Source organism: Myxococcales bacterium (assembly GCA_016706225.1).
Lineage (GTDB): Bacteria > Myxococcota_A > Polyangia > Polyangiales > Polyangiaceae > JADJKB01.
Genome location: JADJKB010000013.1, coordinates 158,795 through 184,710, shown reverse-complemented (window position 1 = coordinate 184,710; position 25,916 = coordinate 158,795). Strand labels below are relative to the sequence as shown.

Here is a 25,916-nt window from a genome sequence, read left to right as displayed (position 1 = left end):
GGGGTCGACGTGCACAAGTCCAAAGCGCGCGTCGTCGCTCTCGGCGTCGGCGGCGGCGTGTGCCTGCTGAGCGGCTGGTTGCCCCTGTTCGGCGGCCCGGGGTACGAGGCCGCGCTGCTAGCCGGCGTCGTCCTGCCGAGCACCGCTGCCGTCGCGACGGCGCTCGAGGTGTCCGGGACGCGCAGCGCTCCGTTCGAAGCCTTCAGTCGCGGTCTGGTCACCGGGCTCTTGCTGGCGGGGCTCGGGCTCGTGCTCAGTGTTCTGCACGGCGTCCGGGTGGGGTTCTGTGATCTGCCCGGAGGCGTCGCGGTGTTTGCCCTCGGGCCCGGGGTCGGCACGTTGGTTGGCGGTGCCTGGGGGGCGGCGGCCGGGTTGTTCGCGCGCCAGGTATCACGGCGGCAGAGCCGCCTGCTCTGTGCGCTCAGCCTCAGTTTGGGCGCACCCATCGCCAGCATTGGCATCAGTCTCTGGCGTTTCTGGTCGAGCCCGATGGTCTTTGCCTTCGACCCGTTCTTCGGTTTTTTCGCCGGACCGCTCTACGACACCGTGATCGAGCCCGTCGACCGCCTCGAGAGCTATCGCCTCGGCTCGTTGTTCTCGCTGCTCTCCGCCGCTGCGTTGTTCTTCCATCTCGACGCGGACGAGGCCCGCGTCCGACTCGTCGGGCGTGGGCGACCGGGACTCGCGTTGGCGGGAGTCGCCGCCCTCGCGGGGTCGATCTTCATCTCACTCTCGGGACCCACACTCGGACACTGGAGCACCGCGCGCAGCATTCGCCTCCAGCTCGAGCGCTCCCTCACGACCGAGCGCTGTGAGATCATCTACGCGCCCAGCATCCCCGAGCGCGAGGCCGCCGTGCTCGGTCGGGACTGTGACGCACAGGTCAGGGAGATCGAAGCCTGGTTCGAGGCGCGCGGCCCCGACCGAATCAGCGTGCTCTTGTTCGAGTCGGAGGAGCAAAAGGGCCGCTTGATGGGCGCGGCGAGCACCTACATTGCCAAGCCCTGGCGCCGAGAGATCTACCTGCAGTTCGCGCGTTACCCGCACCCGGTGCTGGGACACGAGCTCGCGCACGTGATCGCTGGCGGGTTTGGCGCCGGACCGTTTCTGGTCAGCGGCCCTGCCGGCGGTTGGATCCCGGACCCCGGTCGTATCGAAGGCGTGGCCACCGCCGCGACGCCTTCGGACGATCCGGAGCTGTCGCTGCAAGAGTGGTCGCGTGCCATGCAAGATCTCGGGCTCTTGCCCCCCCTGGCCTCGGTATTTCGGCTGAGCTTCCTGGGGGAGAACAGCAGCAAGGCGTACACGGTTGCCGGCGCGTTCGTCGAGTGGCTGAGGCAGGCCCACGGCGCGTCGGCGGTCCGTCGCTGGTATGCGGGAGAACCCCTCGAAGCGGTGACCGGCGGCAGGGATCTCGGCGCACTCGAGCGAGACTGGCAGGCGTCCCTCGCGGGGCTCGAGCTGTCGGGCCCCGCCCGCGAGGCAGCGCGAGCGCGCTTCGATCGCCCCGCCATCTTTGGACGCAAGTGCCCGCACGTCGTGGACAGCGTATTCGGCGAGGCGCATGGGCACCTCGGGCAAGGGGACGTGACCGGGGCGCGCGAACGCTTCGAACGCGTGCTCTCGCTGGACCCCGCACACTTCGGCGCGCGCGTCGGGCTCGGCAGCTGCTCCGCACGGGCAGGGGACCTGAGCGACGCACGTCGTCGTTTTGCCGAGCTGGCGAACGACGAGAAGCTGCACAGCGTGCTCCGCATGACCGCCGACGAGTCGATCGCCGATCTCGATCTGCAGGCTGGAGACGCGCCCGCGGCAGCCGAACGCTACCGGCGCATCGAGCGCTCGGTCGCCGACGAGGACCACCTGCGAACGCTCGATGTGAAGGCCCTTGCCATGAGTGAGCGGGGCCGCGCTGCGATCGCCGCGCTCCTGGTCGGAGATCTGCGCTTCGGTCGCGACTTCGGCGAAGCGGCGGCGCGCCTCGGTGAGTGGGCGGTGGCCGAGCCAGACAACGGCCTGCCGGAGTATCTGCTCGGACGAAACTTCTATCAGGGTGGCCGTTACCCCGAAGCAGCGCGACGCCTGGACGCCGCGCTGTCGAAGAAGCTCACGTTGCCGCGGGTCGAGGCGGAGGCGCTGCGCATGCGCCTGATGGTCGCCTGTGTGCTGGAGGACCGCGCTCGGGCGCGGGAGGCGCTGGCGCGGTATCGGGCTCTCCCAGGGATTGCACCCACCGCCCGCGAGGGTCTCGGGCGCTTGGCGCGGCGCTGCGGCGCCCAATGATCCGCGCGGTCGCCGGCGCAACCAAGACGAAGCTGCCGATGGACCGCCCGCTCACGACCTGCCTTGCCCTCGCGGCGGGGCTCCACACGCTGGTGGCGGTTGCGGTCCGGTCGGCCCCACCCGGACCGCTACCGCCCGCGCCGCCCGCACCGGTGGTCTACGAGCTGTCCTTCGAGCCGACCCCGGAAGCATCCCCCGCGCTGCCCCGACCCACGGTGACGGCCGCGCCCCTTCGAGTGCCGGAGACTGCCGACGTACCGCGGACGGCCGGCTCGCCTCAGGTCGCGCTGAGCTCGCGGTCGAGCGCTGGCGATGCTGGGTCATCGAGCGGCGAGGGCCCCGCGGTCGCGCAGACGACGGACACCTCCGGCGAGCCAAACCCCAGGGCCGCGCGGCCCCTCGAGCTCGGCTTGGGGGGCCTGTGGATGCGCCCCGCGCTCCCCGATCGCCCGCGCACGCAGGGCTGGAAGAGCGGTGCGGAGACCGCAGGGGGGCTCGGTGCGGAGCTCGAGGCTCGGGACCGCGAGAGAGGCCTAGCCCGCGGCGGTCTGATTGCCACGCACGCCCGCAGCGCCGCAATTTCTCTCGGGCCTGCCGAGGGGACCGCGACCTTCGTCGTGGACACGGACGCGGACGGCAAGGTGCAAGCAGTGACGCTGAGTGAAGCCCGCGGCGGAGCGTCGTGGACCCGAGTTCGAGCTGCGCTGACCCGTGCGCTCGCGACGCGGCGGCTGCGTGTCCCTCGGGGCGCTCGGGGTCTTCGAGTCAGCATCCGCGTCGAGGCCAAGGTGCAGCTCCCGAGCGGCTCGCGACCCGGCGACAGCGTGCGCGCCAAGGGCCCCGGCGCCGAGTTCGACGTCGCGGACATCGGCGCTCGCGCAAGCCGCGTCGTGTCCGCCCGTGTGCTGAACGAGACGCTGCTCTAGAACACCGATCAGCTTGCGCTGCTCGTGTTCTAGGACCTTTACGTTGGGGCTGCGCCCCAAACCCCCGGCCCTTCGGCCGTGCGCGCTCCGCGCGCGAGCGCCGAACACCTTGCAAGTCCCGGAAAACAAACGACGTTCAACCTGTTCGGCGCTCTAGAGCGTGTCGCCGACGCTCTGTCTTCCCGCGAACGCCACGCGACGCTTCCGCCGCCGGTCCCGGCTGGGCAGTCCGGGCGGCGCACCCGACGTGCGGCCGCCCCTCCTCGAAGCCAGCTCAGTTGTGGCAGCAGAGCGTGCCGGCGGTCGTGTTGCCGGCGCAGCCGCCGAAGAACTCGTTCGGGGCTGCCGAATCGAGCCCGCAGTTGGTCCAGTTGCAGGCGTTGTTCAGGGGGTCGTAGGCCACGCCACCGTTGTTGGTCGGCGCGCAGATCCGCATCGGCGTGGTGGCTCCACAGTCAGCGCCAACTGTCGTCGACGCCGTGCAGCTCTGGTTCGCCCCGCTCCACTTCAGGTTGTCATTGGTCCAGTAGTGGTAGGTCGGCGCCTGGGCCCCGAACCTTGCGACCCACTCGGCACCAGTGCAGACGTGGCTACCCGCGCCGCAGAGGGTGGCCCGCTGGTCGAAGGTGACCTGCCCCGAGCAGCCGATCATGCCGTCGATGAAGGCCTGCTCGACGGTGTTATCGGCGCAGGTGATGACCGGGCAGCACAGGGTTCCGGCGGTGGTGTTGTTGCACCCGCCCAGGTAGTCGTTGTCCGTCGCGTTGCCGTAGCCACAACCGTAGTTGTCACACTTGTTACCCAAGGGGTCGACGCTCGTGCCGGATTTGACGCTGTGGCAGACGTGGGCCGGCGCCGTCGTGCACAGGTTCGCGGTCGTTTTGGTCGTGACCACGCAAGCGAAGTTTGGCCCGTTGTCGTAGTTCAGATGGTTGTTCGTCCAGTAGTGGTGCGACGCTCCGGCTTCGCCGTGTTGGTTGTTCCACTGGGCCGAGGAGCAGGCGACGTAGCCTCCGGCGCAGGCCTTGGCCCGGCTGCTGAAGTCGAGCGTCCCCCCGCAACCAACCATGCCACCCATGTAGCCGTTCTCCGGCGTGCCATCGGCGCAGCCGCGGTTGCAGACGCTTGCGGCCTGCCCCGTACCGGCACCCGTGCAGGTCGCGTTGCACGCACCGCAGCTGTCGACGAAGCCGTCGTCGCAGATCTCGGTGTCGGGGCAGAGCGAGCCATCGCCGCAGTACGAACCGCTGCCGTTGGCCGTGCAGGTCGCGTTACACGCGCCGCAGGCGGTGTTGTACCCGTCGTCGCACACCTCGGTGTCCGGGCAGACCACCTTGTCACCGCACTTCGAGCCGGTGCCCGCGCCAGTGCACTTCGAGTTGCAGGGTCCGCAGTCGTTGGTCCCGCCGTCGTCACACGCTTCGGTGTCGGGGCAGAGTTGGCCGTCGCCACATACCGAGCCCGTGCCCGGACCGCTGCAGGTGGCGTTGCAAGCGCCGCAAGCCGTGGTGTTCTTGTCGTCGCACTTCTCGGTCTCCGGGCAGACCACCCCGTCGCCGCAGACCGAGCCCTTGCCCGGTCCGGTGCAGGTGGCATTGCACGGTCCGCAGTCGTCGGTGCCACCGTCGTCGCAGGTCTCGAGGGCGTCGATCACTCCGTTGCCACAGATGCAGCTGACTCCGGTGCCCGCACCCGAGCACTTCGCGTTGCAGGCTCCGCAATCGTTGGTCTGCCCGTCATCGCACTTCTCGGAGTCCGGACACACCACGTTGTCGCCGCAGGTCGAGCCGGTGCCGGCGCCCGAGCAATCTTTGTTGCACACGCCGCAGTCCGTCTTGAACCCGTCGTCGCACTTCTCGGAGTCGGTACACAGCACGCCGTCACCACACGCAGCACCGCTGCCGGCCCCGCTGCAGTCGGCGTTGCAGGCTCCGCACGCCGTGGTGAAGCCGTCGTCGCACTTCTCGGTGTCCGGGCAGACCACGCTGTCGCCGCACTTCGAGCCGGTGCCGGGCCCGGTGCAGTTGTTGTTGCATGCACCACACGAGTTGGTGCCGCCGTCGTCGCAGGTCTCGGTGTCAGGGCAAACTTGAGCGTCCCCGCAGATCGAGCCCGTGCCGGGGCCGCTGCAGGTCGCGTTGCAAGTGCCGCAAGCAGAGGTGAAGCCGTCGTCGCACTTCTCGACCTCGGGGCAGACCGTGCCGTCACCGCACTTGGACCCCGTGCCGGGGCCCGTGCAGGTCGCGTTACAGGGCCCGCAGTCGTTGGAGCCCCCGTCGTCGCAGGTCTCGCCCGGGTCGATCTTGCCGTTGCCGCAGATGCAGCTCACGCCGGTGCCGGCGGCGGAACAGCTGGCATTACAGGCTCCGCAGTCGTTGGTCTGCCCGTCGTCGCACTTTTCCGTGTCGGGACACACGATGTTGTCGCCGCAGATCGAGCCGGTACCCGGACCCGTACAGGTCGCGTCGCAAGAGCCGCACGCGGTCTTGTTGCCGTCGTCACACTTCTCGGTCTCGGGACAGACCTGACCGTCACCGCAGGTCGAGCCCGTACCGGGACCGGAGCAGTCGGCCAGACACGCGCCGCAGTCATTCGTCCCGCCGTCATCGCACTTCTCGGTGTCCGGACACACGAGGCCATCACCGCACACCGAGCCGGTGCCCGGGCCAGTGCAATCCTTGTTGCACTTGCCGCAATCGTTGGTGCCACCGTCGTCACAGGTTTCACCCGAGTCGACCACGCCGTTGCCGCACAGCGAGCCGCCATCGGAGCCCGCCGCACCGTCGCCGGCGTCGTTGCCCGCGGTACCGCCGCTGCCCGCCGCGCCACCGCTACCCGCTGCGCCGCCGCTGCCCGATGCGCCGGCCGCGCCACCGCTACCCGCCGCGCCACCGCTGCCGGACACGCCACCGCTGCCCGAGGCGCCGCCCGTCGCTCCGCCGCTGCCGCCCGTGCCGCCTCCGCCCACCGATGCGTCCGCTCCGCCCGTGGCACCGGTGGAGTCGGAGAACTTCCGGCTGTCGCCGCTGCAGCCAGGAGTCGCCGCGCTCGCCAGCAGCGTGACTCCGGCGATGAACATCACGTTGAACGCTAGTTTGATTTTCATGAGCGACCTCGGGCTGCGGAGAGCACGGTGAGTTCGGTACGAATACTGAGACGCGAAGCACGGAGACACGCCTCGGTCCGGAGACCTCCAGCCTGCCCACTGTTCCGGAAGCTACCATATCAGCAGCTCGCCAGGTCCGAGGTTTTCGCCCGGGGCTCGACTCAGAAGCGCCCGAGGACGCCCGCGCTCTTGTATCCGACCCAGGGCACCACTGTGGGTGCCTTGTGGGCCTTTGCCGAGCTCGAGCCCTTGGAAGAGCTCAAGACCAGCAGCGTCACCCCCGCGGCAACCCCGATGCCACCGACGACCATGCTCACCACTCCCAGGGTCGAGGCGCTGTTGGCGTCCTTGTCCAGGGAGTCGATTTCGCCAGCCTTGTTGTCGGGGCATTTCCCGCCGGGAAGGTCGCACAAAGCGTCCGCGTCTTTGCGTTTGCTCGACGCTTGCAGCAGGAAGATCGTGCCGAGTCCGAGCCCGACCACACCGACTCCCAGCCCGACGTAGCCGCCGATCTTCATCGCGTTCGACCCGCCGCCGCCGTCCTTCTTCGCGTCGTCGCCCCCCGCTGCCGCGTCCGGGCCAGCGGCGGCGCCCGCGCTCGCCCCGGGCTTGGCCTCGAGGGTCAGAGCCACGTTCTCCTTCGCAGCCTCGGCCACCGTGACCTCTGCGACGGGCGACTCCATGTCCTTCGCAAACGCCTGAAATTTGTGCGCCCCCGGATCGACCGGCCGCGGAACGCCGACCAGCGCCGCCGGGATCTGCACTCCGTCCATGGTCACCCGGACCTGAGCCCCACCGGCACCTTGCACGTTCACCGTCACATACGGCAGCCGAGGTTCGAGGGCTGTGAGCTCCGTCTCCGCCGACTGCTGCGCCTCCTTGAAGGCCCCCGGCGCGTCATCCGCCAGCTTCATGCGTTTGATCTGCAGGTACGCTTCCCGCGCCTTGACCAGCTGCCCGAGCTTCTCGTGCGCCCGCGCGATGTAGAGCAGGTGCGGCGGCGCTTTGACCAGGGTCTGAGCTCGGGTGAAGAGATCGATGGCATCGGCCCAGCGGGCCTCGCCGAACGCCTTCGAACCTTCGCTGGCGGCGGCGCGAGCGCCCGCGCGCTCCTCGTCGGTCTGGCCGAACGCCAGGCTGGATTGCGCCGCCATCACCGTTGCCACGAGCCCGGCAGTCATCCGAGCGCGCCACGTACTCCGCGTTTTCACCATCATGATGGGCGGCAGCCTACATCAACGCGCAGGCGTGGGGGTAGAGTGGAACAAACGGGGTCAGCGCCCGGCCACTTCTCAGGATTTGCGCCCGACAGGTCAGGGGCGATCGGCTACCATGGCCTCGTGTCCAATCCGGGCCGGCGCGGGCCGGTGATCCACGACGACAACCAGGCCACGCTGGTGATGCGCCCCTCCGAGCGCCCCGTGCTGCCGGCCGATCCGTCCAACCTGATGACGGCCTACGCGCCGCCGAACGAGGAGCTCCTCGAGCTGGCGCGCTACGAGATCCCGGAGTCGAGCGGCGCCGAGTCGCTGCGCGGGCGATCCCAGACCGTCCCGCTGGCCGCCATGCAGGGGGACGCGCCGGAGTGGATGCGGGCCGCCCGCGCCATGTCCAACGCCTTCGATGCCTGCATCCAGCGCGGAGAAGCCGATGCGTTCGAGCGGGCCGCCATTGAACGAGCCTGGTATGCGTACACCATGGGCGGCGTGTCCCCGCGCCAGGTGATGCGGGTCGTCCGCCTGGTCGGGCACGCCCACGGCGCCATCGCCAAGACACCGCCGGATCGCCTGCACATGGCCATCGAGGACTGTGCGTTGCTCATCTATAACGGGCTGCCGTCCATCGTCCGCTCGACCGTGCCTTACGATCGCGTACGCCGGGTGGTTCACTACTTGAGCCAACAGCCCAACGCCTGGGTCGCGATCGTCGAAGGGAGCGTCGAGCTGCTCGGCTGGAAGGACGCCGCGCAGTCGCATGCCGCCTCCATTCTGCGCTCGATCATCGACAAAGAGCTGTGACCGGGGGCGGCCGCCTGCCGAGGATTCCGCGACTTTCACCCTGCCCGGGCGAGCCTTTCGTGCCCGGCGCCGGGCGGCGGTGTAGACTCCGGGGCTCTCAGGCGGAGGATCCGAGTGTTCGAACCCGGCACGATCATCGAGGGGAAATACAAGATCGTCCGGCCCATCGGGGTCGGCGGGATGGGCGAGGTCTACGAAGGCGAGAACACCCGCATCAGTCGCCGTGTGGCCATCAAGGTGCTGCACGCCGCCGCCGCGCAGAACGAAGACGCCGTGGCTCGCTTCGAGCGAGAGGCGCAGGCCGCCGGCCGCATCGGCAGTGACAACATCCTGGAGATCCTCGACCTGGGGACGCTCGATGGCGGTGAGCGCTTCATCGTCATGGAGTACCTGGACGGCGAGACGCTGGGCGCGCGCATCGAACGCTGCGGGCGCCTGACGCCCGGGCAGGTCGCGCCGCTGATCCGTCAGGCGCTCCTGGGCCTCAGGGCTGCGCATGGCGCCGGCATCATCCATCGCGATCTGAAGCCTGACAACCTGTTCATCCTGCGCGAGAAGGCGGGCACACCAGACTTCGTCAAGATCATCGACTTCGGGATCTCGAAGTTTCACGCGCTCACCGGCGACATGAGCATGACGCGCACCGGCGCGGTGATGGGCACGCCGTATTACATGTCGCCGGAGCAGGCCAAGGGCAGCCGCGACATCGACGTCCGGAGTGACGTCTACGCCATGGGCGTCATCATGTACGAGGCCCTCTCCGGAGCGAAGCCGTTCGACGCCGAGACGTTCAACGAGCTGCTGTTCAAGATCGTGCTGTCGACGCCCCCGCCCTTGACCGAGGTCGTGCCGGACATCGATCGCGCGTTCGAGTCCATCGTGTACAAGGCGATGGCCCGGGACGTCGCCCACCGTTTCCAGTCGGCGGACGATCTGGTCGCCGCCATCGATGCCTGGGCTCAGGGCGGGAGTCCGGTCACGATTCCCCCGGAGATCGGCCACGGTCCCTCGCCCGACGTCGTGATCCCCCCGGCTGCCCCTCTGCCCGCGGCCGGTATGCCGCCGCCGGGCCACGGTGGCACCGCCAACGGGGCCGTCTGGTCCAGCAGCAGTGACGATTTCAAGCCGCCGATGCAGAGCAGCAAGGTCCCGCTGTTCGCCGCGCTCGGAGCGGTCGCGTTCGTGCTCGTGGCGGGCGGCGCCTTTGCCGCGTTCAAGCTCGCGACCCGCGGGGGTGGTGAGCCGGAGCTCGCAACCTCCGCAAGCACCGACGTCGACATCGCGGCTCAGCTGCCGGAGGTCGAGAGCGCCAAGCCGGAGGAGTCGGCGGCCGCGCCGGATCCAGCGCCCGTCGCCTCCGCGGAGCCCGAGACGGTCGCGGAGCCCGACAAGCCCGAGCCGGGCAAGACGGGCGCGAAGCCGGTCGTGGGTAAACCCGTGACCCAGCCCGTGACCAAGCCAGTGGAAAAACCGCTCGAGAAACCCGTCACCAAGCCGGTCGAGAAACCCGTCACCAAACCGACGACCAAGCCGAAACCGGACGACTTCGGGTACTGAAGTCGATCGAGTTCAACCCGGCCGTTACCGAGCGGCGCCCGCTCGCATGAGTCACGGCCCCTTGGACGCGACGGCCCGCAGCAGGTGCCGCTGCGCCAGAGCAAACACCAAGAGCGCGGGGGCCGAGAGCGCGACGTTGCCCGCCATCACGATGTGCCAGCGGACGCCGGTGCCTTGTTCGCGCAACAGCGCAATGCCGAGCGGTAACGTCCGGACCTGATCGTCCGTCGTCATCACGAGCGGCCAGAAGTAGTCGTTCCAGTGATAGACGAAGCTGAACAGGAAGAACGACACCAGCGTCGGTTTCAGCATCGGGGCCAGGAGACCGAACACGATCCGGAGCTCGCTCGCGCCATCCATGCGTGCCGCCTCGATCAACGAATTGGGCACGCTGGCCAGCGCCTGTCGGATCAGAAAGGTGCCAAAGGCGCTGACGCCGAACGGCAGGATCAACGCCGACATGGTGTTGACCAGCCCCACGTCCGCCAGGAGAGCGAACACCGGGACGAAGCGCACCTGCGCCGGGATCAAGAGCGTGGCGACCACCAGCGCAAAAGCCACGCCCCGCCCGGTGAACTCGAGCTTGGCGAGTGCATACCCCGCCGGCAACGCCACCACGATCTGGAGCAGCGCGATGCCGAGCGCCATCACGGTCGTGTTGAAGAAGTAACGGTCGAGTGGCATCGATTCGAGCACGGCGCGGTAGGCCTCGAAAGAGAGGCCGGCCGGCAGCGGCGCCGTCGGCGCGCGCACGATCTCCGGCAAGGTCTTGAAGCTGGTCGAGAGCATCCACAGGTAGGGGAGCAGCCAGATCAGCGCCACGAGTCCGAGCCCCAGGTTGATCAGCGCGTCCGTGATCGGATTGCTTAGCCGGCGTGTCTCGCGCGCGTTCACGCCGCACCTCGCTTGCGCCACGCCCACAGCTGGAGCGCCGTCAGCCCGAGCAACAGCACGAAGAAGACCACGGTCAACGCGCTGGCGCGGCCGACCCGCAGGTTGAGAAAGACCTGCTCGTAGATGGCGTACACGAACACACTGGTCGAGCGCACCGGCCCGCCCTGGGTCATCACCCGCACCACGTCGAAGACCTGGAAGCTGATGATCAAGCTGGTCGTTCCGACGAACGCCGCCGTCGGCCGCAAGAGCGGCCATGTCACGTTGCGAAAACGCTGCCAAGCGCCGGCGCCATCGAGCGCAGCGGCCTCGTAGAGCGCCTGGGGAATGTCCTGCAGGCCGGCCAGAAACAGCACCATCGAGTAGCCGGCTATCTTCCAGATTGTCACGCCAGATAGCGCGTACAGCGCCGATTTCGGATTGCCGAGCCAGTTGGTCGTGGGCACGCCGAGCGCGCGGCAGAGCGCGGTGAACGCGCCGGCATCGGCGTCGAGCACCCACAACCAGAGCAGCGCGACGCTGACCCAAGACACGACGTAGGCGCTGAAGATCGCGCTGCGGACGAAGTCGGCAAATCGCGTCGGGCGGTTGAGCGCGAGGGCCAGCCCGAGCCCGAGGCCCATCGAACCGGTCACCACGATCAGGCTCATGACGAGGGTGGTGCCGAGGGCGTTCTGCAGCTCGCCCGATGCAACCAGCGCGCGGTAGTTGTCCAGACCGACGTAGCGCGGCTCCGTCAGCAGATCCCACTCGTAGAGGCTGCTCTTGGCCGCCTGCAGCAGCGGCAAGAAGAAGAACAGCACCAGCAGCAAGAGGGTCGGCGCGAGCATCCACCAGGGGTCGAAGCGTCGACTCGGTCGCATCAGCGCCACCTCGCGGCCAGGCTGCGCGCCTCGTCGAGGGCCGAGTGGGAGTCGCGTCCGCCGAGCACCGCCCCTTCGAGCCGCGGTTGTACGATCTCACGCTGCACGCGGAACAGCTGCGGGGACCAGGGCCAGGGTCGCGCGACGTCGAGCTGATCGAGCGCAACGCGGTCGTTGGGATGTTGCCGGTAATGACCGTCGGCCTCGAGCTTCGCCACGGCGGCTTTTGTCACCGGCAGATATCCCGTGCGGGTTGCCCAGGTGATGGCGCTCTCGGTCTCGTGCATGAACCTGAGGAAGGCCCAGGCGGTCTGTTTCTTCTCTCGGGGCGCGCTCCGGAGCATCACCCAGTGGGTGCCACCGGTCGGCACCGAGCGGCGCTGCTCGGCCGGCAGCGCCGCGGCCACGACAGGAAACGGCGCATTCTGCTCGAGGTATTTGAGGAACGCCGTGCTCGTCCAGATCATCGCAACGCGACCCGCCAGGAAATCCTGATTGGTCTGCTCCCAGGCGTTGTAGTCGCGCCCGGGCGGCGGCTTCATGCTGCGGTCCTCGAGGGCGAGCGTCTTCCAGAAGTCGAGGGCCCGCTCCCCGGCCTCACCCCCGAGAGTCACCCGGCCGTCGTCCTCGACCACGTTGCCACCCGCCTGCCCGACCAGCGCGGCCCAGAACCACCAGTCGATGGGACAGCCGAAGCCATAACGGATGGTGCGCCCCGCGCTCGTCTCGCTGAAGGCGCGAGCGGTCTCTCTCAGCTCGCTCCAGGTCTTGGGCGCCTCGAGTTTGCGCTCAGCGAACAGCGTGCCGTTCAAGTATGCAATCGGGGTCGAGCGATTGAAGGGCAGGGTGACGAGCGGGCGGTCAGCGCCGCCGACCCACGAACCGCGCTGCCCGAGCGCATCGACGATCCCGAAGTCGTGCGCCCCCGGGTAGTCGTCCAGCGGCTCGAGCACGTTGGCCTCCGCCAGATACGGCACGACCTCGCCCACGACGTGGGAGAGCGCGGGCGCCCGGCGCGCGGCGATCGCGGTGCGCAGCTTGGCGAGCCCCTCGAAGTAGTCGCCCTGGTAGATTGCGCGGATGAAGTGTTCGCTCTGCGACTCGTTGAAGCGCTTCACCAGTGCCTCGAGCACCTCGCGATTCTTGCCGCCGTAGGTGAACCAGAGCGCGGCTGACTTGCGACCCGGAGGCCCGTCCGAGACGGAACAGCCGAGGCTGCTCGCCGTCGCGGCGAGGGCCGTTGCGCGCAAGAAGTCGCGTCGACTGAGGCCGCGGGACCGCCTCACGTGGCTTTCCCGGTCTCGCGATCGAACCAGTGCACGTGCTTTCGATCGAACCCGATCGTCACGCTGCTGCCGACCGCCGGTGCCTCGAAACCGCTGACCTTCACGCGCAACGCCACCGACTCGGAGAGCACCTCGAGATGGGTCTCGCTGCCATGGGGCTCCGACAGGGAAATCTTGCCGGGAGCGCGCATTGTCAGGGCCTCTGCCTCGACTCCGACCCGGATGTGTTCGGGGCGGATCCCCAAGATCAACTTGGCCGGGGCGTCGGCCGGGGCGGCGAGCTCGAAGGCACCCGCCCGAAGCCGCTCGCCGGTGCGGGTGGCGTCGATCAGGTTCATGGGCGGAGCGCCGAAGAACCCCGCAACGAACGCGGTGGCAGGCGCTTCGTAGATCCGTCGTGGAGTGTCCACCTGCTCGAGCCGCCCCGCGCGCACGACGGCGATGCGACTCGACAGCGTCATGGCCTCGGCCTGATCGTGGGTCACGTACAGCGCCGTTGCCTCGAGGCGTCGCAACAGCTTGCCGAGCTCGACGCGCAGCTCGGCTCTGAGCGCCGCGTCCAGATTGGAGAGCGGTTCGTCGAACAGAAACACGGCGGGTTTGCGCACGATCGCGCGACCCATGGCGACCCGCTGCTGTTCGCCTCCCGAGAGTTGGCCCGGGCGACGCTCGAGCAGTCCACCGATGCCGAGCAGGTCGGCGGTCTTTTGCACCGTCGCCTCGCGCTCCGCCGCGCGCACCCCGCGCATCTTGAGCGGGAACGCCATGATCTCACGCACGCGCATGTGTGGGTAGAGGGCAAAACCCTGGAACACCATCGCGACGTCTCGGGCCTGCGGTGGGACCCGGGTCATGTCCTTGCCGCCGATCGACACCCGACCGCTGTCGGGGAAGTCCAGACCCGCGACCATGCGCAACGTCGTGCTCTTGCCGCAGCCGCTCGGCCCGACCAGACTGACGACCTCGCCTGCCTCGACCGTGAGGCTCACGTCATCGACGGCCGGGCGCTCGCTGCCTGCGAAGCGGCGTGACAGGTGCTCGAGGACGACGTCAGTGGCCATGGGCGGTCCGGCCCTAGCGAGGGGGCCTGCCGCTGATATACGGGAAAACTCCCGGCTTCAGAAATTCGAGGGCGGTCGGCGGCTCCGCCTCGCGCAGATCCCCGCGACGGCGGCGACGAGCTCGAACGATGACGACCGTCAGTGCGACACCGGCTCTCGTGCGGCAGACTTCAGGGCAATGCTCCACAAAGCCCTGCTCATCCTCGGAATCGGTCTGCTCTCGGGCGCTGCGCTGAGCGGCGCGAACCGGGGGCCTGCGGTGTCGGCGGAGGGTGCGGACGAGTTGAAGGTGTTCACCTGCCCGATGCACCCGGAGATCACCTCGGACAAGCCGGGGCACTGCCCGAAGTGCAAGATGAAGCTGGTGCCGAAGGCGACGTCTTCCCACTGAAACCCGCGTTGGCGTGGGGGCAGAGTCGCCCTAGGCTGCCCGCCGACGGATGTTGCGTTTGTTTCAGCGGCTCGGCGGGAGACGGTCTCGCCATGCAACCTGCTCCGTGCTCCTCGGCGTAACGGCCCTCGCGTGCAGGTCGGCCGACAAGAGCTCACCGGCGCCGGTCGGCGCGAGCCAGAGCCCGGGCAGCGTGGCTCCGGCCTCGACTGCTGCGCCCCCGCCGTCGACGGGAGCCGCCGAGGTCGCGGACGCTGGCGACGCAGGTGGAGTTCCCGCACGCGCCGCTGGCTGTCCCGACGACATGGCTCGGATCGCCGGCGGTTCCTTCAAGTCCGGCACCGATTCACCGGGAGCGGCGCCCGAGGAGACGCCGCGCTTCGAGACCGAGCTCGGTACGTTCTGCCTCGATCTCACCGAGGTGACGGTGGACGCCTACGCCGCCTGTGTGAAGAGCGAGAAGTGCACGCCGTCCCACCCGGAGGGTCGCTTCTGCAACGTGCGGTTTCCCGACCGCGGGCAGCATCCGATCAACTGCGTCGACTGGAGACAGAGCCGCGCGTACTGCGAGGCCCGAGGCCGCCGACTGCCCACCGAGCTCGAGTGGGAGTACGCCGCTCGCGGGGGCGACGACTATCGAGCTTATTCCTGGGGCAACGAACCGCCCGAAGGGCGCACGTGCTGGAAACACGTGGGTGGCTCTTGCCAGGTGAAGCAGTTTCCGGCGGGGGCGTTTGGCCTCTACGACATGATCGGCAACGTCTGGGAGTGGACGGAGGATTGGTTTGGCGACTACCCGTGGCCGGCGACCCATGGCACGAACAAGGTGTATCGCGGGGGCAGCTGGAGCCGGCGCTTCGAGAAGTGGATGAGCCCGAAGCTTCGCAACCGCTGGCCGCCGGGACAGCTCGGCTCACACCTCGGGTTTCGTTGTGCGCTGACGCCCACCGACGCGCATTGTCCCTTCGGCAAGACCCCCGATGGGACCCGCTGTGAAGGCGGAGTCAGGACCGCGTCGTGTGTTGGGCGCCTGAAGTGGAACGGTCTGCGCTGCGCGCTGCCCGGTGAGCCCGAGTGCCCGGCGGGGACGGAAAAACGAGCTGGGCACGGCTGTGTCCTCGCGCTCGACGTCACGGGCCCCGCGCCGGAGGTCGGCGCATCGCCGGTGGGCCGCGTGCGCACCCCGGAGTTCGACGCTGACTGCCAGCAGAACAAACCCGGTCGGCCAAACGCCTACCGATACAGCGGGGGCACCCACCACGCGCGAAACCAGGTGAGCGGAGCTGCGGGATGTGCCAATCGTGACGTCGGAGTCGGATGGAACTCGACCTGCTGTCCTTGAAACGCGCGCTGGTGCTGAGCGCCGCCATCGCGGGAGCTGCCTGCGCGGGCGGCGGAGCTGCGGTTGCAACGGGCCCGACCGCGACGCCGAGCGCTGCGCCGCCGAGCGCTGCGACGCCCAGTGCTGTGCCGAGTGTGATGCCGGTGGCAACCGCACCACCCACGGAAGTGGACGCGGGCGCCGAGCTCACGAAGGACGCCGCGCCGCCGGAGACGCCGCCAACGCCGCCACCTCTGCCCGAGCCGCCTCCGCTCCCGGAGGGTACGGTGGTGTTGCACATCGGGGACTCGATGGCGGGCGCCCTCGGCGTTGCACTGAACGCCGAGCTCAAGCAACACAACGTCCGCGGCATGCTCCGCTTCAAGGTGGCAAGTTACATCCCTGGCTGGGCGGGTGGGCTCGAGCTGCCGTTACACCTCTCCCAGCTCAAGCCGGATCTGGTGCTCATCACGCTCGGCACGAACGAGGTGAAGATGCCTGATCCAACTCAACGCGCGCCGCTGGTGAGGAAGATCGTGAAGATGATCGGCGATCGCCCGTGTGTGTGGATCGCGCCGCCGGTATGGACCGTGGAAAAGGGCCTCTACCAGGTGATTCGCGACAACCTCGCACCGTGCCGTTACATGGACACGGAGCTCGTGTATCCGGAGATGCCGCGCTTGAACGACAAGATCCATCCGACCATCGGCGCCCGGAAAGAGTGGGCGAAGCGCGTGGTCGCGTGGCTCTTGAAGGAGCGACGCCCGACCGAAGGCAAACCCTGGGCGCTCGCGCCGGAGTGAGCAACGCTTGGGTGAGGGTGGGTGAGGGGAGTCGCTCAGGTCGAGCCGGAGCGTTTGCGCTCGGGCGGCGGGTTCTTCTTGAGCAGGCGAGTCGCGACACCGCCGAGCATCAGCCCCGCGCCACCGCCCACGAAGAGCGACACCAAGAGCGCCGCGACGAACGCGTCGAGGGAGTCTTTGCCTGCCCGGGCGTGGCCCGGGAGATACAGCGCCACCATCGTGACCATGCCCATCCACGCGGCGAAGGTGTTGCGCATGCCGCGCCCCGCCGCCCGCGCCTGCACGACCGCCGCGAGCAGCAACGCCACCACCGAGGTGCCCGCCAAGATCGGGCCTGGCACGAGGGCAAAGAGCTCACTTTTTGGCATGAGTGCGTGCCCGATGGCGAGCTCTGCGGCGCCGGCGGCGATCCCCCCGACGGTCAGCGCACTGGGAAAGAGCGAGCTCTCCCTGAGCGGGGCGCTCGCGATGAAGAGGGCCAGGAGCGGGAAGCCGTAGGTGAGCAGCATGCCCGCGACCGCGCGGGTGCCGTCGAAGCGGGACGCGCCGTAGAGCACGAGCCCGCCCGTGAGCAGCACGGGCAGCTGATAGCGTGCCCAGCCGGTATCGAGCTCACTGTCACTCATGGCGGAGCTCGCTATTTGTCACCTTTGTCCCGGGTTCGCCAGGGGCGGGAAGTGGTATGCGGCGGGCATGAGCCGAAGCGAGCGATTTGCCAACGACCTGATCCAGGGAGCAGCCCAGAGCCTCGTCGCGCAGACTCGGCGGGTGCGGTTCCAGGACGTGGACGCCGCGGGGACGGTCTTCTTTCCCAAGGTCCTCGAGTACATGTCGGACGCGTACCTCGAGCTCTTGCTCGCAGCGGGGCTCGACGTGCCCGGGCTGCTCGAGCGCCGGGAGGCCGCGGCACCGCTGATCCACGCCGAGGCCGACTACCTGGCGCCGCTCCGCTTCGGTGACGCGGTGGTGGTCGAGGTCGTCCTCGCGCGCATCGGCGGTGCCAGCACCGGCTACGGGTATCGGATCCGGCGCGCCGATGACAACAAGGTCGCGGCGCTGGGCCAGACCGTCCACGTCTGGGTGAACGCCCGAACCTTCACTCCAGTCCCGGTCCCCGATGCGCTGCGACAGTATCTGACGGGGCGTGCTGGCGTCACTCACGGCTGAGCCCTTCCGCGGCGTGTTCGAGCGTCCCGGCGCTCATGCCGGGACGCTTCAACGCCTAGAGCAGCGGGTGGGATCGACGTATCCTCGCCGCCATGACCTACCGGGGGAAACTACTCACCGTGGGGCCAGGTGATGGATCACATTCTCCAGGCTGAGCGTGCGGTCACGCCCGACAGCGAGCGAAGGAAAGTCACTCTGCTCTTTGCTGACATCCGAGGCTTCACGTCCCTCTCCGAGAACATGCGCCCCGAGGACGTGGTAGCCCTGCTCAACGAGTATTTCGAACGGATGATCGAGGTCATCTTTCGCAATCATGGAACGCTCGACAAGTTCCTCGGCGACGGGCTGATGGTCATCTTCGGTGCTCCCGAGCACGACGACCACCAGGAAGAGAACGCCATCCGCGCCGCGCTCGAGATGCAGGCCGAGATGCGGGCGCTCAGCGCCGCGTGGCAGGAGCTCGGCCGGAAGGAAGTGCGCATCGGGATCGGAATCCACTCGGGTTATGCCGTTGTCGGCAGCGTGGGTTCCCAGCGCCGCATGGAGTACACGGCGATCGGCGACTGTGTGAATCTTGCTTCGCGTCTGGAATCGGCGACCAAGGAGTTCGGTGTCGACATCCTCGTGAGCGACTTCACCCACGCAGCGGCCAGGAACGGTTTTACATACAAAGCACTGGGGCCCGTCGTCGTGAAGGGGCGCAAGGACGCGGTGAACGTCTTCGCCGTGGAAGGGTTCTCGTTCAGTCGACGCCCGCCGCCCGCGAGCTGAAACGGGGCATCAGGGGGGCCATGTCCCTCGCCGCACCGGAAGCATCGCGGCTCAACGCGGGCCCAGCTCGGGGCGGAAGGGCGCTCGGCCGTGGTGCTGCTGGTGTGGTTGGGGCGGTTGGTCAGGGGTTGATCACGAACAACCCGCAGGGGGGCATTGCGCTGCTTGTTTGGCGTCGCGATTTGCCCGAAACTCAAGGAATGCGGGCGAGAATGCTTTCGGGAGCCATCTGCGTAGCGGCGGGTTGTCTGTTTGCGTGCGGTTCGAGCGACAGCAGCGGCGCCGCGGGCGCGGGCGGCGCGGGCGGCGCGGGCAACGTGGGCAACGCGGGCGGCGCGGGCAACACGGGCGGCGGCGAGAGCGGGGGTACGGGCGGCGCCGCGGGTGGCAGCTCGAGCACGACGCAAGCGAGCGTGACATTCGACCCCCAGACGCCGGCCGACGTGAGCACCATCAGCGGCGCGCGCGTCCAGCTCGACGCCAATAGCCTCGAGACGGCCTCTGGCGCCGCGGTCGTCGGGAACGTCACCGCGACAGTGACCCACGCCGTGACGGCCGACAGCGGCCCGGAAGACATGCCCGGTAGCTTTGCGGCCATCGACGCAAGCGGCGGCGCGGTCCAGCTGATCTCCTACGGCGTGATCGACGTGGTGTTGAAGGATGCTTCTGACAACCCGGTCAACCTGGTCAAGGGGAAGACCGCTCAGATCACGATCCCCGCCCTTGCGGCGGGGCCACAGACCCTACCGCTTTGGTACCTGCCCGCCGGGAAGAAGGAGTGGGTCGAGGAGGGCACCGCCACGCGGGTAGGCAACACCTACGTTGGCAAGGTGAGCCACTTCACCCCGTGGAACTGCGACCAGCCGATCCCTCCGTCGTGCGCGTCGGGCTGTGCAGACAGCTTCCTGGATGACAAGACCATGAGTCAGGTGGTCGCGCTGACGGTCGTAAAAACCAGCTGCTCGGTGTGGCAGCCGGGATTGCTGGCTGGGACGGTGATCGGGAGCAGCGAGTTCACCCTGAACACATTGCTGGCGGGCACGACCTATCGGCTCAAGGCCATCGGAACAGTGCAGCGCGGCATTGTCGAGGTGCCGACGGACGGGACCTGCGGCACGGCGGCGTGGCACGGCGATTTCTATCTGCGAGGTAGCTTCACCATCAACGGCGCGAAACCCACCCCCGCGCTCTGCCAGCAGATCTTTCAGGTCGACCTGCACTGGAACACGACCCAAGCAGCCAGCGCCAAATATCCCAACTACACCGGCTCGAGTAGCGGCGGTGTCAACTGCGAGGCCGGCACGATGGAGGTCTCGCCAACCTACGGTGCGGTGGAGATATCCTGGTCGGTCGGTGGTGGGCCGAAACAGCACGCCCAGACGTTGCAGATCAACGAACCGACCCTCGTGCATCAACTCCCGCCCGTGGACTTGGTCTACTGACCTTGCACCGGCCAGTGGCGGTCTGGCTGCTGGCCTGCCTTGAAAGAGCTAAGTCTCGGTGACCCCAGCGAGAATCGAACTCGCGTTACCGGCGTGAGAGGCCGATGTCCTAACCGCTAGACGATGGGGCCGATGATGAGCTGGGGGACCAGGATTCGAACCTAGATAACAAGGACCAGAGCCTTGTGTCCTGCCTTTAGACGATCCCCCAAGGGGTGTCCGCGGCAGAGCCGAGGACCCGTGCAAAGTTAAGCTTGGATGGGGCAACCCCCCGAGAACGGGGTGGGGGCCGGCTACCTAGCTCTATCTTCCGGCCTAGGCAAGGACAAAGCGGGCGGGAGCGGGGAGAGAACCGGAGAAATCGGCATGTTCCGCTTCCCGTCGGGCCGCTCCGCGCTTAGAGATCCCGCCCCGCGCACTTGCGCGCACAAGGAGCCCCTCGATGAGCCCGAAAGAAATTCTCTACTCCCGCAACGCCCGCAAAGCCATCGGCCTCGGAGCCGACGCGCTCGCCAACGTGGTGAAGATCACGCTCGGCCCCGGCGGACGCAACGTGGCGCTGGAGAAGAGCTGGGGCGGACCGGTGGTGACCAAGGACGGCGTGACCGTCGCCAAGGAGATCGAGCTCGACTGCAAGAGCGAGAACCTCGGCGCACAGCTGTTGCGTGAGGTCGCGTCGCGCACCAACGACGACACCGGAGATGGCACGACGACCGCCACGGTGCTCGCCCAGGCCATCTACGCCGGCGGGATCAAGCTGGTCGAAGCCGGCCACCCTGCCATGGAAATCAAGCGCGGTATCGACGCTGCGGTCGAGGTCGTGGCCGCCGAGCTGAAGAAAGCTGCGGTCGCGGTCGGGGGAGCCGAGGACATCCAGCGCGTCGCGACGGTGAGCGCCAACGGCGACGCGGCCATCGGCAAGATCTTGGCCGACGCCATGGAGAAGGTGACCCGGGACGGCATCGTGACCGTAGAGGAAGCCAAGGGCCTCGAGACCGAGGTCGACGTGGTCGAGGGCATGCAGTTCGATCGCGGCTATCTGTCGCCGTACTTCGTGACCAACGCCGAGACGCTCAGCGTGGAGCTGGAGAGCCCGCACATCCTCGTCACGGACAAGAAGATCTCCGCGATGATGGACCTCGTCCCTCTGCTCGAAGAGGCGGTCAAGGGCGGGGCTTCGCTGATGATCATCGCCGAGGACGTCGACGCCGAGGCGCTTGCCGCGCTGGTGGTCAACAAACTCCGCGGCGTGCTCAAGGTCGCGGCCTGCAAGGCGCCCGGATTCGGGGATCGCCGCAAGGAGATGCTGAAAGACATCGCGATTCTGACCGGCGCGACGCTGATCATGGAAGAGGCGGGGCGCTCCTTCGAAAACATCTCTCTCGCGGACCTCGGTCGCGCCGGCCGGGTCACCCTCGACAAGGACAACACGACGATCATCGACGGCCTCGGCGACAAGAAAGAGATCGCAGGCCGCATCGAGCTCCTGAAGCGGCAGGTCGCGGAGACCACCAGCGACTACGACCGGGAGAAGATCGAGGAGCGCCTGGCGAAGCTGTCGGGCGGCGTCGCGGTGATCCGCGTCGGCGGCGCGACCGAGACAGAGATGAAGGAGCTCAAGTTCCGAGTGGACGACGCTCTGGCGGCGACCCGTGCCGCCATCGCCGAAGGCATCGTGGCCGGTGGCGGCGTCGCGCTGATCCGTGCGGGGGCAGCCCTCGACGGCCTGAAGCTCTCGGACGATCAGGCGTTCGGAGCGGCGCTCGTCGCGCGCGCCTGTTCGGCGCCGCTGGCGCAGATCGCCGCCAACGCTGGGCTCGAGCCCGCCGTCGTCGTGCAGACCGTGAAAGCGGGCAAGGGCAATCACGGCTTCGACGCGCACGCCGAGCGCTACTGTGATCTCGTCGAAGCGGGCATCATCGATCCGGTGAAGGTCGTGCGTGTGGCACTGCTGAACGCAGCCAGCGTGGCCGGTCTGATGCTGACCACGGAGTGCACGGTCACCGACGCACCGCAGCCCGAAGCAGACGCTGGCGGCATGCCGGGCGGCGGCATGGGCGGCATGGGTGGCATGGGCGGCATGGGTGGCATGGGCGGCATGGGCGGCATGGGCGGCATGGGCGGCATGGGCGGCATGGGCGGCTTCGATATGTGAACCGGCCGTCGGGCTTCGAGGCCCGACCCCAATCAGTGATGACACCGCTCGTTTCCTGCACAACACGAGGCGCTTTTGACCGCTTGGAGATCCGCGGGATAGACTGGCCTTGGAATTTCGGAGCCTCATGGAGCTTCGCGTAGTCGGCTGCCACGGCGGGGAAACGCCGAAGCATCGCACCAGCGCCTTCGTCGTGGACGAGCGGCTGGCCATTGATGCGGGCTCGTTGACGAGCGGGCTCGACCTCAAGCTCCAGTTCCGGCTGCAGGCGGTGCTCGTCAGCCACGCCCATCTCGACCACGTCCGAGATCTGGCCACCATCGCCGACAACCGCTGCCAGGCGGAGTGCGAGCCGCTGTTGGTCGCGGCGAGCACGGCGACCATCCGGGTGCTGAAGAAGCACTTCTTCAATAACCTGATCTGGCCGGATTTTTCCGAGATCCCGAGCAAGGCCAATCCGACGATCCGTTTCGTGCCGCTCACCCCGGAGAAACCGACGCTGGTGGCCGGCTACACGGTTCGCAGCGTGATGGTGAATCACACCATCGAATCAGCTGGTTTCATCGTGGAGACCGCCGACACCGCCATCGGCTACAGCGGCGACACCGGGCCAACGGACCGCATCTGGAAGCTGCTCAAGGAAACACCGAACCTGAAGGCGCTCTTGATGGAGGTCAGCTTCCCGAACCGAGAGCAGAAGCTCGCGACGGTGAGCGGCCACCACACACCGCGCACGCTCCAGAAGGACCTGAAGAAGTTCGGCAATCCGAAGGACCTGCCGACGCTGCTCTATCACATCAAGCCCGTGTTCCAGGGTGAGGTCGAGCAGGAGTGCGCGCGGCTGAAGGGTGTGAACCTCGGCGTGATGGGCATCGGCGACCACTACGTGCTGTAAGGGCAAGGGCACGAGCACGCGGGCTGCAAACCACTACGTGCCGTTATGGGCACGGGGGTCGTAGGGGCACGGGCGCGAGCACGCGGGCTGTCGCGCCAGGCGCCCAGCCCCTGAGCGACCCCGTTTCAAAAAGTTAACATAATCTATCTTATGCGATCTTTTATGAGTGGGTTTTCCGCGGGCATTGAGCGCCCCGGCCGCGTTTCTTCCCGTACACGCCTGGCGCGACCTCTTTGCAGCCGCTGCCTCCGCGGGCATTGAGCGCCGGCCGCGTTTCTTCCCGTAAACGTACCCGTGCCCGCCGGCCGCGTTTCTTCCCGTAAACGTGCCCGCGCCCGCGCCGTCTCAGCGGCCAGCCAGCTCTGGGCGCTCAGTTGGGTCGTGCGACCTGGAGGCTGATCAGATCGCCGTGGTTCGAGACCACGAACGCTCGATTGCCGTGGGCCGCCGGCGTGTGGGACGAACCGTCGACCAGGTGGATGCCGTCGATGACGCTGCCGTCGAGCGGCGAAAGCAGAAACACCCCGAGCTTGGTGGTGTTCACCAGGAGCGCACCGTTGATGGCAACCGGGGCCGAAATTCCGCCGTCCGGCAGCGCCCGGCGCCACTCGTCGCGCCCCGTCTCTGGATCGAGCGCCCAGAGTCCGGTCGTGCCGGTCGCAGCGAGCAGCAGCTTCTTTTCCGGGATCATCGGGCCTTTGCCGTCCCGTGGCGCGTGCGCGGGCTGCGTCCAGAGGGTCAGCTCGCTCACGCCTTCCACTCCAGGATTCGACCAGACCGGCGTGCCGCTGTCGGCGTCGAGCGCCCAGACCCCGCCGGCGTAGCTGCCCACGAACACCACCGGGCCGGTGTCGAGCGTATCAGCCACGGGCGTGGTGTCGACGTCCAGATAGGTCGGAATTTCTCCCAGGCCCTGCTCCGCCTCGGCCGCGAGATCGACCGGCTGCCAGATCTCGTCCCCCGAGCGCGCATCAAACGCCGTGACCGTTCCGTCGCTGAAACCGGCGAAGACCTTGCCGCGCCACACCAGCGGCCCCGAGTATCCGGCAACCTCCATCCCCAGCGCCGGGGTCCGGTGCTGGCTCCAGATGAGTTTGCCCGTCTTGGCCTCGAGGGCGATCACCGTGTCGTTGGCGTTGACCGCGAAGATCACGCCGTTCGTGAGCACGGGGCGCCGAGACACCTTGGCGTTCGTCGAGAAGCGTTACTCGAGCTCGCCGGTGCTCGCCTTGATCCGATACAGCGCCCCGTCGTTCGAGCCAAAGTAGACGACGTCCTCGCCGGCGTCGTAGAGCGGCGCGCACTGCACGAAACCCAAGGTCTCGAACCGCCACTGCACCTCACCGTTGACCGCATTGATTGAGTAGAGCCCGCGATCGCTCGAGCCCACGAAGATGCGCCGACGCTTGACGTCCAGCTCCGGCTGACCCCGCTCGTAAGGTTCACCCACCTTGCGAGATTCCGCGACGATCTGCCGCTTATATACCAGCGAGAGCGAGCCGCTCGGGCGGTACTTCCAGAGCGGCAGCTCGGGGCTTGCCCCGGCGCGCAGCGCCTCACACCCGAAGGCTCCGGCCGCTCCGAGCGTCACGCACAGCCCGACAGCGAGCGAGCGGGCTCGGCTCACGGCGCTCCGCTCGCTGGCGGCGCGGGCTCCGGTGTGGGTTCCGGCTCCTCGGGCAGCGGCATGGGTGCCCCGCCCGGATCAGGCATCTGCGGGACCTTCATCTTCCCCATGTCCTCGAGCATCTTCTTCAGCTTGGTCGGATCTTTGAGGATGGCTTCCCGCATCTGATCGAGCTGATCGGCGGAGTAGCTGGAGCCGCTCGCCGGTGCGGTCGTCGGATCGATGATGGCCATGAGGTCGCGTGACGCCTTCTCGACGTAGCTCGCGGTCTGATACGGCGACTTCTCTTTGACGAGCTTCTCGCTGACCTTGCCGAGCAGCTCCTTGGCTTTGTCCTTTTCGCCCTTGGTCACCAGGACTCGCGCTTGGTGATACATGCCGAGCGAGCCAAAGCCCGGTTCATCGGACTTCTCCAGTTCCTGGAACACCTTGATGGCGGCGTCGGAATCACCCTTCGCCTCGAGGCACAGGCCAACCCCTTCGAGCGAGCGCAGGCGCACGTCAGCATCGTGCTTGGCAAGCTCGGAAGCTTGGACCTTTTCGTAGGCCGTCTTGGCCTCGTCGTACTTGCCTTGATCGTACAGAACGCCGGCCCGACCGAGTGTTGCGAGCAACGAGGTGCCGGAGCCGGGCTGGGCCTTCTCCGCCGCTTCGAAGGCCTTGTACGCCGCCTCGAGGCGCGCCTCTTCCGTGGGAAATGAGCTGCGCCCGGTCAGCGTCTTGTCTTCGGTATTCGCGGCCTCGGTCCCCACCTTGGAGAGCTCGTCGTCGACCCCGGCCATCAAGCCGTCGGAGGTCTTGCCGGCCGTCTTGTGGCTGCGCCACGAGTAGATCTGCCAGCCGATACCACCCGCGATGCCGAGCACGATCACCCACTGGATCGCGCTGAAATTCTTGCGAATGAACTGCGAGGCCGCGTGGGTTCCACGGGCGAACGCGTCGTCCATCATCTCGGAGGCATCGAGCCCCCGCGCCACGGCCGCCTGCCGCTCCTTGCCACGCTTCTGCGACTTCTTGCGACGGGTCTGTGCGCCCTCGGCTCGCAGGCGTTTGTTGCGATCGCGCACCGCGCTGGTCGCGCTCTTCTCCTCTTGTTTGGCGCGCTTCTTCTCGCTCTTGCTGAGCTTCGCTGGCGCTTCGTCGTCGGCGTCGGCACCCGCCTCGGCTTCCGTCAGATCTTCGTCGTCCGAGTCAGCGGAGTCCGGCGCTCGTTCGTCCGCCGCCTCGTCCGAGTCCGGCGGGGTCTCGTCGACCTCCGACTCGTTGTCGCGGTCGGCGTCCGTCTCGGCCGCGGCAGCACGTCGGCGTGCGCGTCGAGAGAGCTGTTTCTGATCCTCTTGGTCAGCCACC

General features: G+C 67.9%; 20 protein-coding genes, 2 tRNA genes and 1 pseudogene. 12 read left to right on the top strand and 11 right to left on the bottom strand.

Features of this window, described 5'->3' with window-relative positions:
- The first annotated feature begins 9 nt into the window (after positions 1–9).
- A complete protein-coding gene (locus tag IPI67_21875) occupies positions 10–2,283 on the top strand; it encodes a tetratricopeptide repeat protein (GenBank protein MBK7582829.1) in 2,274 nt (757 codons plus the stop codon).
- On the top strand, positions 2,280–3,209 hold the full coding sequence (locus IPI67_21870; GenBank protein ID MBK7582828.1) for a hypothetical protein: 930 nt from the start codon (positions 2,280–2,282) through the stop codon (positions 3,207–3,209). The genes IPI67_21875 and IPI67_21870 overlap by 4 nt, the downstream gene beginning before the upstream one ends.
- A 274-nt stretch (positions 3,210–3,483) precedes the next feature.
- Here the strand turns inward: IPI67_21870 and IPI67_21865 are convergent, their stop codons facing one another.
- Positions 3,484–6,315, bottom strand: coding sequence for a hypothetical protein (locus IPI67_21865; protein MBK7582827.1), 2,832 nt, complete (start codon positions 6,313–6,315; stop codon positions 3,484–3,486).
- Positions 6,316–6,476: 161 nt separating this feature from the next.
- Positions 6,477–7,496, bottom strand: a complete 1,020-nt coding sequence (locus IPI67_21860; protein MBK7582826.1) for a hypothetical protein — start codon at positions 7,494–7,496, stop codon at positions 6,477–6,479.
- Between the two features lie 159 nt (positions 7,497–7,655).
- Here IPI67_21860 and IPI67_21855 point away from each other — a divergent pair, with 159 nt between their 5' ends.
- A complete protein-coding gene (locus IPI67_21855) occupies positions 7,656–8,333 on the top strand; it encodes a hypothetical protein (protein MBK7582825.1) in 678 nt (225 codons plus the stop codon).
- Between the two features lie 180 nt (positions 8,334–8,513).
- Entirely contained in the window at positions 8,514–9,890 is a 1,377-nt protein-coding gene (locus tag IPI67_21850) for a protein kinase (GenBank protein ID MBK7582824.1), read from the top strand.
- Between the two features lie 51 nt (positions 9,891–9,941).
- Here the strand turns inward: IPI67_21850 and IPI67_21845 are convergent, their stop codons facing one another.
- Genes IPI67_21845 through IPI67_21830 form a run of 4 tightly spaced genes read right to left on the bottom strand, consistent with a single transcriptional unit; the run spans position 9,942 to position 13,994 of the window.
- Positions 9,942–10,811 (bottom strand): carbohydrate ABC transporter permease, encoded by an 870-nt coding sequence (locus IPI67_21845; protein ID MBK7582823.1) that lies wholly within the window; start codon positions 10,809–10,811, stop codon positions 9,942–9,944.
- Positions 10,781–11,647 (bottom strand): sugar ABC transporter permease, encoded by an 867-nt coding sequence (locus IPI67_21840; GenBank protein ID MBK7582822.1) that lies wholly within the window; start codon positions 11,645–11,647, stop codon positions 10,781–10,783. Before IPI67_21840 ends, IPI67_21845 begins: the two co-directional genes overlap by 31 nt.
- On the bottom strand, positions 11,647–12,933 hold the full coding sequence (locus IPI67_21835) for an ABC transporter substrate-binding protein (protein ID MBK7582821.1): 1,287 nt from the start codon (positions 12,931–12,933) through the stop codon (positions 11,647–11,649). The genes IPI67_21840 and IPI67_21835 overlap by 1 nt, the downstream gene beginning before the upstream one ends.
- Entirely contained in the window at positions 12,930–13,994 is a 1,065-nt protein-coding gene (locus IPI67_21830) for an ABC transporter ATP-binding protein (GenBank protein MBK7582820.1), read from the bottom strand. The genes IPI67_21835 and IPI67_21830 overlap by 4 nt, the downstream gene beginning before the upstream one ends.
- A gap of 178 nt (positions 13,995–14,172) precedes the next feature.
- On the opposite strand from IPI67_21830, the gene IPI67_21825 reads away from it, so the two are divergent.
- The 3 genes from IPI67_21825 to IPI67_21815 are packed head-to-tail and all read left to right on the top strand — an operon-like array spanning position 14,173 to position 16,509.
- Complete coding sequence (locus tag IPI67_21825; protein MBK7582819.1) at positions 14,173–14,385, top strand: hypothetical protein; 213 nt, start codon at positions 14,173–14,175, stop codon at positions 14,383–14,385.
- Between the two features lie 49 nt (positions 14,386–14,434).
- Complete coding sequence (locus IPI67_21820) at positions 14,435–15,727, top strand: SUMF1/EgtB/PvdO family nonheme iron enzyme (protein MBK7582818.1); 1,293 nt, start codon at positions 14,435–14,437, stop codon at positions 15,725–15,727.
- On the top strand, positions 15,703–16,509 hold the full coding sequence (locus IPI67_21815; GenBank protein MBK7582817.1) for an SGNH/GDSL hydrolase family protein: 807 nt from the start codon (positions 15,703–15,705) through the stop codon (positions 16,507–16,509). The genes IPI67_21820 and IPI67_21815 overlap by 25 nt, the downstream gene beginning before the upstream one ends.
- Before the next feature lie 35 nt (positions 16,510–16,544).
- Here IPI67_21815 and IPI67_21810 read toward each other — a convergent pair whose 3' ends face one another.
- The gene (locus IPI67_21810; GenBank protein ID MBK7582816.1) at positions 16,545–17,135 is read right to left on the bottom strand and encodes a hypothetical protein; all 591 of its coding nucleotides are present in this window, start codon (positions 17,133–17,135) and stop codon (positions 16,545–16,547) included.
- A gap of 67 nt (positions 17,136–17,202) precedes the next feature.
- Here IPI67_21810 and IPI67_21805 point away from each other — a divergent pair, with 67 nt between their 5' ends.
- From IPI67_21805 to IPI67_21795, 3 genes are all read left to right on the top strand, one after another.
- A complete protein-coding gene (locus IPI67_21805; protein MBK7582815.1) occupies positions 17,203–17,676 on the top strand; it encodes an acyl-CoA thioesterase in 474 nt (157 codons plus the stop codon).
- A gap of 132 nt (positions 17,677–17,808) precedes the next feature.
- A complete protein-coding gene (locus IPI67_21800) occupies positions 17,809–18,447 on the top strand; it encodes an adenylate/guanylate cyclase domain-containing protein (GenBank protein MBK7582814.1) in 639 nt (212 codons plus the stop codon).
- A gap of 212 nt (positions 18,448–18,659) precedes the next feature.
- Positions 18,660–19,889 carry a hypothetical protein gene (locus IPI67_21795; protein ID MBK7582813.1) on the top strand — a complete coding sequence of 410 codons (1,230 nt, stop codon included), beginning with the start codon at positions 18,660–18,662 and terminating at the stop codon, positions 19,887–19,889.
- Between the two features lie 59 nt (positions 19,890–19,948).
- Here IPI67_21795 and IPI67_21790 read toward each other — a convergent pair.
- Positions 19,949–20,020, bottom strand: a tRNA-Glu gene (locus IPI67_21790).
- Between the two features lie 9 nt (positions 20,021–20,029).
- Positions 20,030–20,100, bottom strand: a tRNA-Gln gene (locus IPI67_21785).
- 231 nt (positions 20,101–20,331) lie between these two features.
- On the opposite strand from IPI67_21785, the gene groL reads away from it, so the two are divergent.
- Positions 20,332–22,044: a chaperonin GroEL gene (groL, locus tag IPI67_21780; protein MBK7582812.1), complete on the top strand. Its 1,713-nt coding sequence runs from the start codon at positions 20,332–20,334 to the stop codon at positions 22,042–22,044.
- A 127-nt stretch (positions 22,045–22,171) separates the two neighbouring features.
- Positions 22,172–22,939 carry a 3',5'-cyclic-nucleotide phosphodiesterase gene (locus IPI67_21775; GenBank protein MBK7582811.1) on the top strand — a complete coding sequence of 256 codons (768 nt, stop codon included), beginning with the start codon at positions 22,172–22,174 and terminating at the stop codon, positions 22,937–22,939.
- A 370-nt stretch (positions 22,940–23,309) separates the two neighbouring features.
- On the opposite strand, the pseudogene IPI67_21770 reads toward IPI67_21775, so the two are convergent.
- Together IPI67_21770 and IPI67_21765 are read right to left on the bottom strand one after the other, a co-directional pair.
- A pseudogene (locus IPI67_21770) lies at positions 23,310–24,566 on the bottom strand (PQQ-binding-like beta-propeller repeat protein).
- The gene (locus IPI67_21765; GenBank protein ID MBK7582810.1) at positions 24,563–25,915 is read right to left on the bottom strand and encodes a tetratricopeptide repeat protein; all 1,353 of its coding nucleotides are present in this window, start codon (positions 25,913–25,915) and stop codon (positions 24,563–24,565) included. Before IPI67_21765 ends, IPI67_21770 begins: the two are co-directional and overlap by 4 nt.
- Position 25,916 lies beyond the last annotated feature (1 nt).

Bases quoted from the DNA above. Each gene is read 5' to 3' on its own strand.
- IPI67_21870 (MBK7582828.1), top strand. From the start codon at position 2,280: ATGATCCGCGCGGTCGCCGGCGCAACCAAGACGAAGCTGCCGATGGAC.
- IPI67_21865 (MBK7582827.1), bottom strand. From the start codon at position 6,315: ATGAAAATCAAACTAGCGTTCAACGTGATGTTCATCGCCGGAGTCACG.
- IPI67_21860 (MBK7582826.1), bottom strand. From the start codon at position 7,496: ATGACTGCCGGGCTCGTGGCAACGGTGATGGCGGCGCAATCCAGCCTG.
- IPI67_21850 (MBK7582824.1), top strand. From the start codon at position 8,514: ATGGGCGAGGTCTACGAAGGCGAGAACACCCGCATCAGTCGCCGTGTG.
- IPI67_21840 (MBK7582822.1), bottom strand. From the start codon at position 11,647: ATGCGACCGAGTCGACGCTTCGACCCCTGGTGGATGCTCGCGCCGACC.
- IPI67_21830 (MBK7582820.1), bottom strand. From the start codon at position 13,994: ATGGCCACTGACGTCGTCCTCGAGCACCTGTCACGCCGCTTCGCAGGC.
- IPI67_21825 (MBK7582819.1), top strand. From the start codon at position 14,173: ATGCTCCACAAAGCCCTGCTCATCCTCGGAATCGGTCTGCTCTCGGGC.
- IPI67_21820 (MBK7582818.1), top strand. From the start codon at position 14,435: ATGTTGCGTTTGTTTCAGCGGCTCGGCGGGAGACGGTCTCGCCATGCA.
- IPI67_21815 (MBK7582817.1), top strand. From the start codon at position 15,703: ATGGAACTCGACCTGCTGTCCTTGAAACGCGCGCTGGTGCTGAGCGCC.
- IPI67_21810 (MBK7582816.1), bottom strand. From the start codon at position 17,135: ATGAGTGACAGTGAGCTCGATACCGGCTGGGCACGCTATCAGCTGCCC.
- IPI67_21805 (MBK7582815.1), top strand. From the start codon at position 17,203: ATGAGCCGAAGCGAGCGATTTGCCAACGACCTGATCCAGGGAGCAGCC.
- IPI67_21800 (MBK7582814.1), top strand. From the start codon at position 17,809: ATGGATCACATTCTCCAGGCTGAGCGTGCGGTCACGCCCGACAGCGAG.
- IPI67_21795 (MBK7582813.1), top strand. From the start codon at position 18,660: ATGCTTTCGGGAGCCATCTGCGTAGCGGCGGGTTGTCTGTTTGCGTGC.
- groL (MBK7582812.1), top strand. From the start codon at position 20,332: ATGAGCCCGAAAGAAATTCTCTACTCCCGCAACGCCCGCAAAGCCATC.
- IPI67_21775 (MBK7582811.1), top strand. From the start codon at position 22,172: ATGGAGCTTCGCGTAGTCGGCTGCCACGGCGGGGAAACGCCGAAGCAT.